This is a genomic window from Occultella aeris (assembly GCF_902703175.1).
Lineage (GTDB): Bacteria > Actinomycetota > Actinomycetes > Actinomycetales > Beutenbergiaceae > Occultella > Occultella aeris.
This window is the reverse complement of the sequence record NZ_CACRYJ010000059.1, coordinates 38023-52580: the sequence shown is the minus strand read 5'-3', so window position 1 is coordinate 52580 and position 14558 is coordinate 38023. Positions and strand designations below refer to the sequence as shown.

The 14558-nt window shown below is 67.1% G+C and carries 11 protein-coding genes; 9 read left to right on the top strand and 2 right to left on the bottom strand.

Annotated features, from left to right (window positions below; translation table 11 throughout):
- Positions 1-341: 341 nt before the first annotated feature.
- Positions 342-1136 (top strand): DUF6994 family protein, encoded by a 795-nt coding sequence (locus HALOF300_RS20320; RefSeq protein ID WP_197522711.1) that lies wholly within the window; start codon positions 342-344, stop codon positions 1134-1136.
- A 170-nt stretch (positions 1137-1306) separates the two neighbouring features.
- Here the strand turns inward: HALOF300_RS20320 and HALOF300_RS20315 are convergent, their stop codons facing one another.
- The gene (locus tag HALOF300_RS20315; protein ID WP_156742725.1) at positions 1307-4972 is read right to left on the bottom strand and encodes a heparinase II/III domain-containing protein; all 3666 of its coding nucleotides are present in this window, start codon (positions 4970-4972) and stop codon (positions 1307-1309) included.
- A 219-nt stretch (positions 4973-5191) separates the two neighbouring features.
- Positions 5192-6199 carry a LacI family DNA-binding transcriptional regulator gene (locus HALOF300_RS20310; protein WP_197522710.1) on the bottom strand — a complete coding sequence of 336 codons (1008 nt, stop codon included), beginning with the start codon at positions 6197-6199 and terminating at the stop codon, positions 5192-5194.
- Between the two features lie 243 nt (positions 6200-6442).
- Between HALOF300_RS20310 and HALOF300_RS20305 the strand changes: the two genes are divergently transcribed.
- The 8 genes from HALOF300_RS20305 to HALOF300_RS20270 are packed head-to-tail and all read left to right on the top strand — an operon-like array spanning position 6443 to position 14391.
- Complete coding sequence (locus HALOF300_RS20305; RefSeq protein WP_156742723.1) at positions 6443-7405, top strand: sugar phosphate isomerase/epimerase family protein; 963 nt, start codon at positions 6443-6445, stop codon at positions 7403-7405.
- 1 nt (position 7406) lies between these two features.
- Complete coding sequence (locus tag HALOF300_RS20300) at positions 7407-8231, top strand: sugar phosphate isomerase/epimerase family protein (RefSeq protein ID WP_156742722.1); 825 nt, start codon at positions 7407-7409, stop codon at positions 8229-8231.
- Complete coding sequence (locus tag HALOF300_RS20295; protein ID WP_197522709.1) at positions 8165-8935, top strand: GntR family transcriptional regulator; 771 nt, start codon at positions 8165-8167, stop codon at positions 8933-8935. Before HALOF300_RS20300 ends, HALOF300_RS20295 begins: the two co-directional genes overlap by 67 nt.
- 33 nt (positions 8936-8968) lie before the next feature.
- A complete protein-coding gene (locus HALOF300_RS20290; RefSeq protein WP_156742720.1) occupies positions 8969-10570 on the top strand; it encodes an apiosidase-like domain-containing protein in 1602 nt (533 codons plus the stop codon).
- A 30-nt stretch (positions 10571-10600) separates the two neighbouring features.
- On the top strand, positions 10601-11911 hold the full coding sequence (locus HALOF300_RS20285) for an ABC transporter substrate-binding protein (RefSeq protein WP_156742719.1): 1311 nt from the start codon (positions 10601-10603) through the stop codon (positions 11909-11911).
- A complete protein-coding gene (locus HALOF300_RS20280) occupies positions 11908-12867 on the top strand; it encodes a carbohydrate ABC transporter permease (RefSeq protein ID WP_408636979.1) in 960 nt (319 codons plus the stop codon). Before HALOF300_RS20285 ends, HALOF300_RS20280 begins: the two co-directional genes overlap by 4 nt.
- Entirely contained in the window at positions 12864-13766 is a 903-nt protein-coding gene (locus tag HALOF300_RS20275; protein ID WP_408636978.1) for a carbohydrate ABC transporter permease, read from the top strand. Before HALOF300_RS20280 ends, HALOF300_RS20275 begins: the two co-directional genes overlap by 4 nt.
- A 4-nt stretch (positions 13767-13770) precedes the next feature.
- The gene (locus HALOF300_RS20270) at positions 13771-14391 is read left to right on the top strand and encodes a DUF624 domain-containing protein (RefSeq protein WP_156742718.1); all 621 of its coding nucleotides are present in this window, start codon (positions 13771-13773) and stop codon (positions 14389-14391) included.
- Positions 14392-14558: the final 167 nt, after the last annotated feature.

The following is a 14558-nucleotide window of genomic DNA, read 5'->3' as shown; positions in this document are numbered from 1 at the left end:
CCGATCGGTTCACCGTGACCACCTAGTACGGCCCGACCATGACCCCGCTGCGGATCACGAGACCCCGGTGCAGGCGACCTGGAGCGCCGTCTACGGCAGCGGCACACTGGCCGGTCGCACCTACGCCACGCGCGATGGTGGAGCCGAACTCACGCGCCGGGGATCTGAACGGGCTGTGCGAGTGTGGGGAGTGCCTGCTCCCGTGAGGGGCAGGTCGGCGGTGGACCTCCCGTGACCGGTGTGGGTGGCGCCGTACCGGCCAAGGCGACGGGAAGTCGTTCGACACGTGGGTCGTGCGACGGAGCCGTTGCGTTCTTGCGGACGTGGGGAAGGATGGCTTCATGACGGCGGCGGCGATCGACACCACTTTCGACTTCAGGACCGATGCGGGTGGCAAGGATCCCGACAGTCACAGTCCGACGCTGCGTCGGTACCACCGAATGCTGTGGAGCAAGCCACTGCCGAGCGGAGCCGTGTTCGACCTGGTCGAGACGACGCCGCACGTCTACCTCCATCACCGCTCCAGCCTCGGCGAGTTCTTCCTCTCGAGCGATTCGGTCATGCAGACGTTCACGAGATGGATCGCGCTGAAGCACATCACGACGCAACTCCCCGAGGAGCAGAACGAGTACTTCCGGACGATCGGTTACACCATCGGCGCCATGATGCTCTTTCCCGGGAACAGGGTCGATGGGAAGCAGACGATCAATGGTGCCCGCGGGTTTAACCGCAAGATCGCCGACCGGATGGATCTGACCCTGGAGTGCATCCGCCGGCACTACCGCACCGAGCCGAGCCCGCTCGCCGAGACACTGCACCGCTACGACGACTTCTTCGCGTTGTTCGAAGATTTCCGAGGGTACGTGGACTTCTTCCTGCTGCAGGACCTCGTCACAGACGACTGCGCCGACGTGACATTCTTCATGCCGTTCGACGACTTCCTGCCACCGTCTGTACCGACGGACCTCGCGACTTATCTGGAGTTCCGGCGCCGCAGCGTCGACTTCATCACGCGCCGAAACGACCGTATTGAGTCGGTCGGGGCCGCCCGTGCGGGGTGGAGTCAGCACAAGATCGCGGCGGACCTTGGGACGCAGCAAGCCCGAGGTCGGCCTGCTCCACACGACGGTGGATGACCTGCGATCCGCCGCCCACGCGAGTTCGCAATACGTGCCGAGTGGTGACGAAACCACCGCGTTCACCTTGGCGGTCCAGTACGCCGTCAGCTGCAGTCACTTCGGGACTGCCCCACAATTCCGCGGCGCCGCAGCGCGGTCTCAGGCCGCGGTGGCCAGCGGCATTCGTGTCACTCCAGCAGACGCCACGGCCCGTGCGCTGTCCCCGGCACCTCGTTCCGCGTCCACCACGTCGCCTCGTAGCGGTGCCCTTGGTGCTCCACCACATCCCCGGCGATGAAGATCCTCGTCGGCGTCCAGAGCGCGGTGCGGTCGTCCGCCGTGGCAACCTCCTGCCATGGGCCGTACGCGTCGCCCGGCTCCTGGTTCTGAGTCCACCAGGACGTCACCCACGTGCTGTCGCCGTGGGCGACCAGGTCGCCCTGCGCGTAGCGGGTCCCGGCATCCCAGGCCGGCGGCGCCGGCACGGCATCGGAGACGGCTGAGTCGCAGGACTGCTCGACGGTGACGTTCTCGAAACTGCTCGCCGTGGAGGCGTGCAACCCGACCCCGCCGCTGCGGACCACGGTGTCCCGAGCTTCCGCGACCTCGACACCGTTCAGGGTCGCGACGATGTGATCACCCTGGATCGTTGCCCCCAGTTCGACGGGCCCGGTCAAGGGATCGCTGATGGGTACTGAGGCGAGGGTGACCGGACCGGACCTCTGCGCCTCGCGAATGATGCCGAGGTACCGGGATCCAGTGCTCGTTCTGCCAATGTGGATCCGGTACCCGTAGGTATCGGACGTGTCTCTCAGCGAGATGCCCGCGTTTCCGACGCCATTGATCGTGACGGTCGCCGTCGCGGCGTAGTCGCATTGCAGTGAGAAGCGCGGGGGCAGCGTCGAGGCGGCCAGCACGTGCGCCCAGCCATCGACGGGAGTGAGGTTCAACTGGCCGGAGCTCACGGACACCTCGCCCGCGAGTCCCTGCCAGTTGGCTTGATCGAGCCCTTCGCTGATCGTGATGTTGTCGAAGGTGGCGGCCCGCCGGTGGGTGTAGGCGGCGGCGCCGCCTGTCGGAAGCTGGGAATCGGTCGCGGAGATCGTCGTGTCGCCTACGGTGGCGACCAGGTGGCGTCCGATGGCGGACACGGTCATCGTGTACGGGTCTGCGGAACCGAGCGGCAGGTCGGACTCCGCGAGCGTTGTGGATGTCCCGTTGTAGACCTTGACGAGCTGGAGGGTCACGCCGGCCGATGAGGTGAGGACGTTGGCCCGGTAGTAGTTGCTGGCGTCGTGGTAGCGGAAGGTGACACCGGTCCGGGTGGTTCGCTGACCACTCGTCCCTGGGGTGATCTCGGCCGTGATGATCGCGTCATTCGGGACGTCCTGCTGGGCCGCGAAGGACTGCATGTCCGCAGTTGAGGACTGTGTCAGCGCGCCGGACTGCGCCGCCCAGGTGCCCTCGACCGGCGTCCAGCCCTCGAGGGAGTCGTCGAAGGCATAGGTGGTGCTGTCGAGACTGGCGTCGGCGAACTCCTCCGTCAGGACCGGGTTCAGGGCTGAGGTCTCCTCGGTCGTGACGGTGACCTGGTCGCCGTCCCGAGAGAATGCGGCCGGGCTGCCGTTGACCATCACCACGTTCGCGTCCGGGGCGTTGATCGTGATCGTGCCCGTGAACGGGTCGCCGATCGAGACCTCCGCGGTGGCACCGAGCAGGTCCACGCTCACGTCGGAGACCACCCCCGAGGCGCTGAGAACCGGCTCACCGTCGTCGAGCAGTTCGGACCCCCGGGTCAGCGAGTACCGGGTGAGCCCGCCGTCCTGGGAGCGCTCGAGATAGGCCGTCTTGGCGTCGGTCTCGGCCTCACCGAAGACTCGCTGTGAGGGCACGTCCTCGCGTGAGAGGTAGAAGCGCCCGACGGCGTCCGGTAGGTCGATCTGCATGGCGGTAGCCGTCGAGTGGGTCACGCCGGGCAGATCGATGCGGGTCGCCGTCGTCGCGGGCGCCGGACCGGCCGCACCGGGGACCACGACGGTGTCGAGCCCGGTGTCGCCGCTGGTGGACCAGTCGTAGGAGAGGAAGTCGACGTCCGTGAGCACGTCCTCACCCACGCGCACGGCGCCGTCGTCGTGAACGGTCGGGGCGAGTTCGACGCCCTCGGGCGTCACCGGCACGAGTTGCACGCCGGACACGGGCTCGGCACCCGGCACGGTGTCGAAGCCGATCGTGGCGACGTTCGTGCTCGGGTCGACGGAGACTGGGTCGCCGGGGAAGTGCCAGAGCTGCCGATAGTCATGCGCGGCGGTATCACCGGTCAGGCTGTCGGAGACCACCCAGAACCCGGGCTTGACGAAGTAGACGACCCGATCGTGGACGACCGGCTGGTAGCCGAACGCCTGGCCCTGGTAGATGTCGAGGCCTTCGTTCGTGCGCCACAGCGACATCCTGCGGGTGACGCCGGGGGCTTGCGGGGCGCCGTCGACCTCGACCGTGTTGTGCGCCTCTGTCGTGTATCGCATCCATTGGTTCGTCGGCGTCGGGCTGTAGTCGCCGACTCCTGGATCCACGATCAGCGGACGACCGTATGCCGCCATCACCAGGCTGAGGTCATCCGGATGCCGGTGTGAGGCGGTGTAGCTGGAGTTCTGGTTGTTGATCAGCATGTACTGGGCGTCGGCGTCCCATCCGGAGCGCTGGACCGCGAAGCTGATCGGGAACAGCGTGGACGGCAGCGTCGGGACGGTCCCCTCGGTCCGACCGGAGGCGACCCAGGCGAAGTCGGACCAGGAGTTGCGCTCGGCGGCCCTTCGGATCGTGCCGACACCCGCGTCGATGTTCGGGGAGTCACCGATCAGGGCGGGCTCGAGATTCGGCTGCCGGGTCGCGAACAGGGAGTCCGCGATCCAGTCCGACCACCTCGGGATCGGATCCGGGAGCGTTCGCCCGTTGGCGTTCGCGACCTCGAGCAGGGTGTTGAGCAGGTCCGCGACGTACGCCTGATAGTTGAATGCCGGTTCCCGGTATACGCCGTCGCCCTTGATGTAGGCGCGCATGAACCGTTCGACGGAGCGTACGGCGAACCACTCCCACGAATACGATGCCGAGAACTCGGGAAGATAGATCGCCGTCAGGTAGATGGAGCGGGCCATCGACAGGTACCAGTTGTTTCCGACATGGCGCTGCAGTGCGTCCACGAGATGATCCGTGGTCGCGTGCACACCGAGGAGGTACGCGGTGAGGTCGCTCGCCTCGATGGTCGGCTCCGCCCGGAACACCGCGAATGCCGCGACGAGCTGTGAGAGCCGCTTCGCGCCCGAGAGGTTGCGGTTCGTCGCCCAGGTCGGATTGTCGGCGAAGAAGTCCAGTGAGATGTCCATCCAGGCCGCCGCATACGTCGACCGGAGCTGCGGGTCGTCCTCGTTCTGGTAGGCGCGGGTCAGCTTCCCCATGAACGAGAGATCGCTCATCAGGACCTGCGCGCCACCGGGGGAGTCCTGCGTCCCACCCCAGAGGTCCTGCCAGTCGACGTCGATCCGCAGCTCCGCGTCGTTGTAGAAGTCCCGGGTCTCGGCACCGAACCGGAAGATCCCCGCCGCGAGTTCGTCGGCAGTTGCGTCGCCGATTCCCGACCCCGAGACCGGAAGCTCGATGCCGGTGCGGTTCGCAAAGTGCACCTGGAGCTCATCGGCAGCCCCTGCCTCATCCCCGGCGGCGAGGCGTGCCGCCACCGGTGCGAGTTCCGGGCGGGCAAGGTCGAGCAGTCCGCCCAGATCCGACATCTCGTCCGCGGCGGCCGGCGCCGACGGTAGGCCCGTCACGACGAGAGCCAGCGCGAGTGCCCCAGCAACCATCGAGGGGAGCCGACGGGGCGCGGTCCTTGAGTTGGCACTTCGTCGGTCCGTTCGGCCGTAGGTGGAGGTCAACGGTGATCCTTCCGGTCTGCGACGGGCGGCGTAGCCCTCCGTCAACCATGACGTGTCGTTGCGTCAACCTAGCGACGGTGCCGCCGCGGGTCAAGGCCCGAGGCCTTTCGATGTGCTCCGCGCCGGCGTGGTCGGAGGTTCGGCGGGTCAGCGCGAGGGCGGCGCGGTGGATGCGCGGACGATGAGCTCGGGCCGCTCCTCCGTGATGACGCCGAGGGTCGTGGACGCGCCCTCGAGCAGCGCCGAGACCTGCTGGACCGCACGGATGCCCAGCGCCCGCATCGGCAGTCGCACCGTCGTCAGCCGCGGCCTGACGATGTCGGCGATCTCGGCGTCGTGGATGCCCACCACCGAGAGTTGCCTCGGCACGTCCACCCCGTCGTCCGCCGCCGCCGCCAGCAGACCCGCGGCGGACATCACGTTGTTGACGACGACCCCAGTGGGCAGCTTGCCACCGGATCGGAGCGCACTGAAGCCGAGAGTCCCCGCCTCCACGCCGAACCCGGTGAAACAGCCCACTCGAGGTCGACGCCGGGCGTGCTTCATCGCCGTGACGTAGCCTTCGTACCGCGCGTTCGAGGTCCGGCTCTCGTCGAAGCCGCCCACGAATCGCACGTCGGTGTGACCGGCCTGAAGAAGGAACTCGGTCGCCATTCGGCCGGCCATCAGATCATCGACGGCGACCCAGGGGTAGTGCAGGTCGGACTGCTGTTCCAGCAGCATCACGGGGGTCGGCCGTGCGCGCAGGTGTCCGAGCACTTCCTCGTCGATCAGGCCCTCATGGCGCAGCAGGATCGCGTCGATCGATCCCTGGCCGAGCAACCGCGCGAGGAAGTGGCTGCCGGAGCGCATCCAGGCCGTGTCACCGAGTACCACGGCCCAGCCGTGTGCTTCGGCCGCCTCGTAGATGCCGAGGAGCAACTCCTTGTAGACAGGGTTCTCCAGCCCCTCGACGACCACCGCGATCGTGCCCGCCTGCTGCCGACGTAACGCCCGCGCCGCATCATTGGGCACGTACCCGACCTCGGCGATGACCGCCTCGATACGTTCACGCGTCCGAGCGCTCACCCGGGTGTGTGTGGTCCCGTTGACCACAGCGGACACCGCAGAGGCCGAGACCCCAGCCCGGCGTGCGATCTCCTTCAGCGTGGCCATCCGGCTGATGATAGGGGGCCCTACGCCCGGTCGGGCCAATCGATGCCCGTTTCGGGTGGCCACTTGGGCGGCGAGCATCGTGACGCAGGCTGACGTCGCGTCGGGTATCTCGGGCGGCCCCACGGCGGGGCAGGTGTGGAAATCGCAGGGAACGCGCTGCTGCGAGAAGGGCTCTTGACAGGCGCCAGCGGCACTGCCTACGCTTCCTGCATCCCAAAGTGGATCCAGAAAGGTATCCAAACAATGAAGTTACGTCACTCGATCATGGTCGGCATCCTTGACCGATACTCCGACCGGTTCACTGAGTTCCAGCCGGCTGTCCCGCTCGAGACCCGAATGAAGCAGGCTGCCGGCATCCCGGGCGCGCAGGGGGTGGAACTCGTCTATCCCGCCGACCTGGGCGACCGCGAGTACGCGCGCTCGTTGGTCGATGCCTCTGGGCTCGCAGTCTCGGCGGTCAACCTCAACATCAAGTCCGACCCGATCTGGCGTAACGGTTCCTTCACGAACCCGGACGCCGAGGTGCGAGCCAAGGCGGTCGAGTGGCTCACCAACGCCATGGACCTGGCGGCTGACCTCGGCACCGAGATGGTCACGGTCTGCCCGCTCATGGACGGTTGGGACTACAGCTTCCAGGTCGACTACGCGGACCAGTGGCGCTGGCTGATCGACTCCTTCAAGCGAGCGACGGACCACCGTGACGATGTGCGTGTCAGCATCGAGTACAAGGCCTTCGAGTCCCGCACGAAGATCGCCGTGCCCGACGTCGGCACCACCCTTCACCTGTGCGACCGAGTGGGCAGCGCGAACCTCGGAGTCACGATGGACGTAGGTCACGCGCTCATCGCCGGCGAGACACCCGCGATGAGCGCCGCGATGGCGCACGACGCCGGCCGCCTCTTCTACGTCCACTTCAACGACAACAACCGTGGCTGGGACTGGGACATCGTTCCCGGCGCCGTCAACCTGTGGGAGATGGTCGAGACACTCTTCTACCTCGACCGCTTCGGCTGGGACGGGTGGCTCGCGTACGACGTCTTCACCAAGCACGGTGACCCGGTCGAGGCCTTCGCCGCGACCATCCGCGCGATGGAGGCCCTCGAGAAGCTCGTCGACAAGCTTGGTCGCGACCGCCTCCAAGATCTCATCGACAACGCTTCGCCGGCCGAAGCGACTGCCGCCCTCGTCACGGCGCTGGTGGACTGAGATGCAGATCGGGATCGGGAGCTACGCCTTCCGGTGGGCACTCGGGACGCCGTCGTTCCACCCGCCCGCGCCGGTGGGCCTGGAAGCGATGGTCCGCGAGGCGGCGACCCTCGGCTGCGCCGTGCTCCAGGTCGCCGACAACGCCGAGCTGGACGCTGCAGACGACAAGCGGCTGGAGCGCCTGCGAGAACTCGCGGACGACGAGGGCGTGCGCTGGCAGATCGGGCTCACTGGCGCAACACCCGCTCGACTCCAGCACTACCTCGGCGCGGCGGAGCGCCTCGGCGCCGACGTGGTTCGTCTCGTTGTCGAGGATGCGGCCCCCGGGTCCGCCGAGGTCGGTGCGATCCGCGATGCCGCGGCGTCGTTCGAGGCGGCCGGAGTGCGACTCGGAATCGAGAACCACTTCACGATGACCAGCCCGGACCTCGTGGCGCTCGTTCGCGGCGTGGACAATCCAGCCGTCGGCGTGGTGCTCGACGTCGCGAACTCGATCCTGTGCGGCGAGTGGCCGACTCAGACCATCGACCTGTTGGCGCCGCTGGCCGTGTGTGTGCACCTCAAGGACTACCGTCTCGTCCCGGACGTCGACGGCGTCGGTGGGCACATCGAGGGCGCGCCCCTCGGGAGCGGGCTCACGGACGTCGAGCACGTCGTGTCTGCGGTACAGGACGTCGACGACGGCACGCTCGCGGTCGTCCTGGAGCAGTGGGCACCGCGCCTCGACAGCGTCGATGCGACCATCGAGAACGAGCGCGCATGGCGAAGGTCGTCCGTGGCTGCCGCGGCACGCCTGCTGCCGATCGCGGCAGGAGCCGTACGGTGACGCCGCGCGAGGCGGCTTCAGTGGCCGATCAGACCTACGGAGCATTGCGCGAGGCGATACTCCGTGGTCGGTACGCACAGGGCGAGCGGCTCACCAGCGTGCGGCTCGCCGAGGAGCTCGGTGTGAGCCGCACACCGATCCGGGCCGCGCTCGCCCGCCTCAAGTCGGAGGGCCTCGTCGAGTTCACCGACGGCCGCGCCGCGTGGATCCCACCGCTGACCGTAGAGGCAGTCGAAGAGGCGTACGAGATCTCCGAGGCCCTCGAGCCGTTGCTTGTGGCGCGTGTCGCGACGACCGCGACCGACGAGCAGATCGAGGAGATCGCGGATGCGGTCAGCCACATGGAAGACGCCGCCCGGGCCGCTGACCAGTACGCATGGGCTGAGGCTGACGAGCGTTTCCACACCCTCGTGCACACCTATGCAGGGCGAGAGACAACAGCCGAGATGCTCGGTCGCGTCGGCACCGTGATCGACCGAATCCGGTTCCTCTCGCTCAACTTGCACCCCGAGGGCGCCGCTCTCTCGGCGCAGGAGCACCGCGGCGTCGTCGATGCCCTGGCAGCGCGTGATGCCGAGCAGGCGCGGACCCGGCACGCGGCTCACCTGCGCCGGGTCGGCGAACAGAACGTCACCTTTCTGCGCCAGAGTTTTCCACTCTTCGGCAGCCCGCCGATGACGCACGGTGCCACACGGACGACCTGACCGCTTGCCCGACCCATACAAGGAAAGCCGACAATGACGACGACACCTACCAGTGCCATGACCGCAGTCCCGCCTACGATCGACTCCGGCGGCGTCACCCGTCTGGGACGCCACGACGTCGTCGATCTCGTGGTCACGAGAGAGCCCGGAGAGGGCAATCCCTTCGACGCCGACGCCCGGGTGACTCTGCGCGGACCGGACGCTGCGATGATCAGCGTCCCCACCTTCTGGGACCCGCCGCGTGGGCACGTCGCGCGGATCAGCTTCCCTCGCGATGGCTCGTGGTGGATCGAGGCCGATCGCCGCGGGTTGCTCGACGCGGACGGGGCAGCGTTCCGGTTCGAGGTGACAGCGCCCACGCGGAACGCTGAGCACGGGCCGCTCGGCGTCGACCCGGAGTACCCGCGTCACTTCGTGCACGCGGACGGGACACGGCATTTCGTCCGCGGCTACGAGGTCGACTGGCTGCTCATGATCGATCAGGACGACGAGTCGCTGGGACGTGTCCAGGAGTTCCTCGACTCGATCCAGGGCGCTGGTTTCACGATGGTGACCACGAACGTCTATGCCCGGTCGTTCCGGCGTCACGTGCCTGTCGAGCTGGAGCGTGACTCGCGGTGGGTCGTTCCGTCGATCGCACCGTGGGTCGGAGGCAACGAGACGCCCGACTACACCCAGCTCGACCCGGCGTTCTTCGCCCACATGGACCGCGTCGTCGCCGAGCTGCACCGTCGCGGCGTCCTCACCCACCTGATGATCCACGTCTACAACAAGGACGTGAACTGGCCGGAGCTCGGGTCCGCCGACGACGACCGGTTCTGGCGCTATGTCCTCGCCCGGTACCAGGCCTTCAGCACGGTCATGTGGGACACGGCGAAGGAGTCGTACCACCAGGGCGCGGACTACATCTGGACACGGCTCGGGCTCATTCGTCGGTACGACGGGTACCGGCGGCTGCTCACCGCTCACGATGTGAACCCACCGGCCGGGCACGACTGGGGCGAGACCGGCAGGCGCTACACGCACCCGGACAAGGAACTGCTCGACGCGCTCACCGACGTCATCTCCGACCAGGTGCTCCTCGGCATCTACGACGATGCCCTCGAGCGAACGACGCGGTTCGCCAAGCCCTACATCAACATCGAGTTCGCTTACGAGTCCGGGTTGGATGACCTGCCCTCGGACGCGGAGGACCACGATCAGGACTGGCGGGAGGTCACCCGTCGTCACTGGCAGGTCGTGATGGGCGGCGCCTACCCCAACTACTACTACCGCAACACGGCGTGGAGCCTCTTCGTACCGCAGCCCGAGCCGCCCGGCTACGCCGCGATCCGCGTGCTCGCAGACTTCTGGGACCAGGTTCGGTACTGGGAGTTCACGCCCGCCGCACATCTCGTCACGGCGGCGGTCGACGACGTGTACGCCCGCTCGCTCGATGGCGTCGAGTACGTCGTGTACAGCCAGTCCGGCGCGCCGTTCGAGCTCGAGGTGAGCACCTGCTCGGGTCGAGCGCGCGCCGTCTGGCTTGATCCCTACACCGGTGCCACGGCGCCGATCGGCGACCTCACAGCCGGGCGCCAGCCATTCACCCCGCCCTGGGGGGCGTCCGCAGCCGTCCTCCACGTCACGACCTGAGCGTCGTCGACACACATCGAAGGAGATGTCATGAATCGTAGGAACTTCCTGTCCCTGGGCGCCATCACGGTTGGCGGCGCTGCTGCGGGCACCTTGGCCGCGTGCGGTACGGGCGCAGGCGGGTCGACCGCCGACGGCGGCGAGTTGCGTGTGGCGCAGTACGGCTCCGCCCACCGGATGGAGCTGTTCGAGCAACTCTTCACCGCGTACTCGCAGAAGAACCCCGACTGGTCGCTGGCGCTGGACGCGGCGAGCAACGATGCCTACCTCGACAAGCTCGCGACGCAGGTGAGCGGTGGCAACGCTCCCGCGGTCATGGGCCTGTTCCACAATGCCGTCGCACAGTTCGCGCGGCAGAACGCCCTCGTCGAGCTGGACCCCTACCTGGGTGACGCGCTCGACACGTCGACCTTCACCGACGGGATTGTGGAACTCGGTCGCATCGACGGCCAGGTCCGCGGGCTGAGTTACGGCGACAACGCGCACGGGGTGATGTACGACGTCGACCGCCTCGAGAGCCTCGGGCTGACGCTGCCCGAACCCGGCTACACGTGGGAGGACTTCCTCACCTTCAGCGCCGACATCACGCGTGCGGTCGACGAGGACTTCTACGGCACGGAGGATCGGTCGTCCCAGCTCGACCAGGTATTCAAGGTCTGGCTCCTGCAGCGCGGCAAGTACGCCTACACGGAGTCCGGCGAGCTGGGCTTCAACCAGACCGACCTCACGGATTGGCTGGAGCTCTGGCAGATGCTGCGGGACGAAGGAGCGGCACCGCCCGCCGACATCACGGCGGAAGCGGGCGGCACGTTCGATTCCTCGGCGCTCATCCGAGGCTATGCCGCGAACCACCTGACGTACGCGAACGCCCTTGCCTCGATGCAGGCGTTGACGCCGGCGACGCTCCGGCTCACGACGAACCCGATCGACCCGGGCGGCCAGGGCTCCGGGCACTTCATCCGGGGCTCGAACTGGGTCGGCGTCTACTCCCGCACGGAGCATGCCGACGCGGCCGTCGACTTCCTCGACTTCGTGCTCAACGACCCGGACGGCGTAGCCATCCTCGGGGCCGAGCTCGGCGCGCCGCCGAACCGTGAGCTGCGTGCAGAACTCGAATACAGCGAACCGGAGCAGGACTTCATCGACTATATCGATCTCGTCACGGACGAGATCGGTGAGTCTGCGATCCCGCTCGCGCAGGAGTTCCCGCCATCGTGGTCCGACGTGAACACGGCGTTCACGGCGGCAGTCGAGGACCACAGGTTCGGGCGGTCGACCGTCGAAGAGTCCGTCGACCGGTTCTTCGCGACCGCCGAGAGCGCGATCCAGGCCTCGGCGTGACCACCGTCGTGCCCACTTCGGAGCGAGCGCCGGAGACGGTCGGTGGCGTACAGGGACGCGGCCGGCGTTCCGGCCCGCAGAACGTGTGGGCGTACGTCTTCCTATCTCCGTGGTTCGTCGGCCTGCTGGTCCTGACCGCCGGTCCGATGCTCGTCTCGCTGTACTACTCGTTCACCGATTTCGCTCTTCTCAGCGAGCCGAACTGGATCGGGACGGCGAACTACGAGCGGATGTTCTTCCAGGACGCGCGGTTCTGGGCGGCCCTCGGCGTCACGATGCGCTACGTGCTCATCTCGGTGCCGCTGCAACTCGCGTTCGCGCTGCTCGTGGCCGTGATGCTCAACCGCGGGCTGCGCGGCTTGTCCGTGTATCGCGCGCTGTACTACCTGCCGAGCCTGCTCGCCGGGAGCGTGGCGATCGCGGTGCTCTGGCGGCAGGTGTTCGGCCGCGAGGGCATCGTCAACGTCGTCCTGCAGGCGATCGGCTGGGCGGATCCGCCGAGCTGGATTGCGGACCCTGACACTGCGCTCTACACGCTGATCCTGTTGCGGGTGTGGGAGTTCGGTTCGCCTATGGTGATCTTCCTCGCTGGGCTACGGCAGATCCCTCGTGAGTATTACGAGGCATCGTCGATCGACGGCGCAGGAAAGGTCAGGCAGTTCTTCCGAATCACGATGCCGCTCCTGACACCGGTCATCTTCCTCAACGTGATCCTGCAACTCATCGGGGCATTCCAGGCGTTCAATTCGGCGTTCATCATCAGCAACGGCACCGGCGGCCCGCTCGACTCGACCCTCTTCTACACGCTCTACCTCTACCAAGAGGGTTTCACGAACTTCAGGATGGGGTATGCCTCGGCGCTCGCCTGGGTACTCCTCGTGATCATCGGAATATTCACGGCGGCGAACTTCCTCGTCGGCCGGTACTGGGTGCACTACGAGGACAGTGATCGATGATGACGACGACCGTGACACGCCCAGCGCCCGAAGCATCCGTCCGCGGAAGCCGTGCCGTGCGTCCGGCACGCAGACGACCCGGGCGGGTGGCCCTGTACGTGGCGATCACCCTTGGCGCCGCCGCGATGGTCTATCCCATCGCGTGGATGTTCTCGGCGTCGCTCAAGCCGGACGAGGAGATCTTCACGAACATCGGGCTGATCCCGAGTACGTTCGACCTCTCGAACTACGTCGAGGGGTGGTTCGGCCTCAGTCAGCCGTTCAGCACGTTCTTCCTGAACTCGTTCCTGCTGGGCGCGGCGGCAGTGGTGGGAAACCTCGTGTCATGCTCGCTCGCGGCATACGCCTTCGCCCGCCTGAACTTCTTCGCGCGAGGGTTCTGGTTCGCCATCATGATGGGCACGATCATGTTGCCCTACCACGTGACACTGATCCCGCAGTACACCTTGTTCTTCGAACTGGGGTGGGTGAATACCTACCTGCCGCTCATCGTTCCCAAGCTGCTCGCGACCGATGCCTTCTTCATCTTCCTATTCATCCAGTTCATCCGGGGGATTCCGCGGGAACTGGACCAGGCAGCGATGATCGACGGTGCGGGTCCCGTCCGGATCTTCGGCTGGATCGTGCTGCCGCTGCTTCGGCCGGCGCTGGTGACCGGGGCGATCTTCACGTTCATGTGGACGTACAACGACTTCCTCTCGCAGCTCATCTACCTCTCGGACCAGCGACTCTTCACCGTCCCGCTTGCTCTTCGTGCCTTCCTCGACACGACTGGGCAGTCGTCATGGGGCCCAATGTTCGCGATGAGCGCCCTGTCCCTCGTGCCGCTGATCGTGATCTTCGCGCTCTTCCAGCGACAGATCGTCGAGGGGCTCGCCACGTCCGGGCTCAAGGGGTGACCCGGTGCGCATCTTGATGCGGTGGTGCAGCGTAGGCATCGATCTGCTCTGGCTGAGCGTGCTCTGGCTCCTCGGATGCGCGACGATCGTCGGAGCGCCGGCGGCAACGGTGGCGCTGGCGGAGACGGTCCGTCTCATCCAGGCCGGCCGGGAGCCAGTGATCGCGCGCACGTTCTGGAACGCGGTGCGCGAGCATGGGGGGATCGCCACCCGAGTTGGCTGGCTGTGGCTCGCCCTCGGAAGCGTGGTCGTCGTCGACCTGCTCATCGTGCTGCGGCTCGGGCCGGAATGGGCGGCGGCCGGTTCGGTGCTCGGACTCCTACTGCTTGCCTTCCTCGCGGCCTCGGTGTTCTTGCCGTGCGTGGTGCTCGCGCGAGCTGGTCACGACACTCGGCAGTTGCTCCGGTTGGGAGTGGTCGTTGCCGTGGTCCGACTCGGCGCGACCTTGCAGGCCATGCTGGTCGTATCGGTCGCGGCGTTCCTCGCTGTCGTCTCTCCGCTCCTACTCGTGCTGCTACCCGCGCTCTGCGCGCACTCGCTGGTCTTCATGTGGCGGATGCGGATCGCCCCTGTGCTGGGCGCGCGCGAGGTACGCACGGTCGCGGCAGTTGACTCGCGGGCGTGAGTCGGTGATCCAGCTCGACCTGCCGGCGTGATCACTCCCTGGCAGTTGTCGGCGCCGTGGCGTGTGGCCCTTAACCCACGCGAAACACGGTCCTGTCATGCTGCTTTCGCAGCGTGAGCCGTTGCAGGCACCCAGGGGCCACAAGATCTCCGGGTGTATGGAGAGCG

What these genes read in the sequence shown, in the direction of transcription:
- HALOF300_RS20320 (WP_197522711.1), top strand. Translation starts at nt 342, where the DNA reads ATGACGGCGGCGGCGATCGACACCACTTTCGACTTCAGGACCGATGCG.
- HALOF300_RS20315 (WP_156742725.1), bottom strand. Translation starts at nt 4,972, where the DNA reads ATGGTTGCTGGGGCACTCGCGCTGGCTCTCGTCGTGACGGGCCTACCG.
- HALOF300_RS20310 (WP_197522710.1), bottom strand. Translation starts at nt 6,199, where the DNA reads ATGGCCACGCTGAAGGAGATCGCACGCCGGGCTGGGGTCTCGGCCTCT.
- HALOF300_RS20305 (WP_156742723.1), top strand. Translation starts at nt 6,443, where the DNA reads ATGAAGTTACGTCACTCGATCATGGTCGGCATCCTTGACCGATACTCC.
- HALOF300_RS20300 (WP_156742722.1), top strand. Translation starts at nt 7,407, where the DNA reads ATGCAGATCGGGATCGGGAGCTACGCCTTCCGGTGGGCACTCGGGACG.
- HALOF300_RS20295 (WP_197522709.1), top strand. Translation starts at nt 8,165, where the DNA reads ATGGCGAAGGTCGTCCGTGGCTGCCGCGGCACGCCTGCTGCCGATCGC.
- HALOF300_RS20290 (WP_156742720.1), top strand. Translation starts at nt 8,969, where the DNA reads ATGACGACGACACCTACCAGTGCCATGACCGCAGTCCCGCCTACGATC.
- HALOF300_RS20285 (WP_156742719.1), top strand. Translation starts at nt 10,601, where the DNA reads ATGAATCGTAGGAACTTCCTGTCCCTGGGCGCCATCACGGTTGGCGGC.
- HALOF300_RS20275 (WP_408636978.1), top strand. Translation starts at nt 12,864, where the DNA reads ATGATGACGACGACCGTGACACGCCCAGCGCCCGAAGCATCCGTCCGC.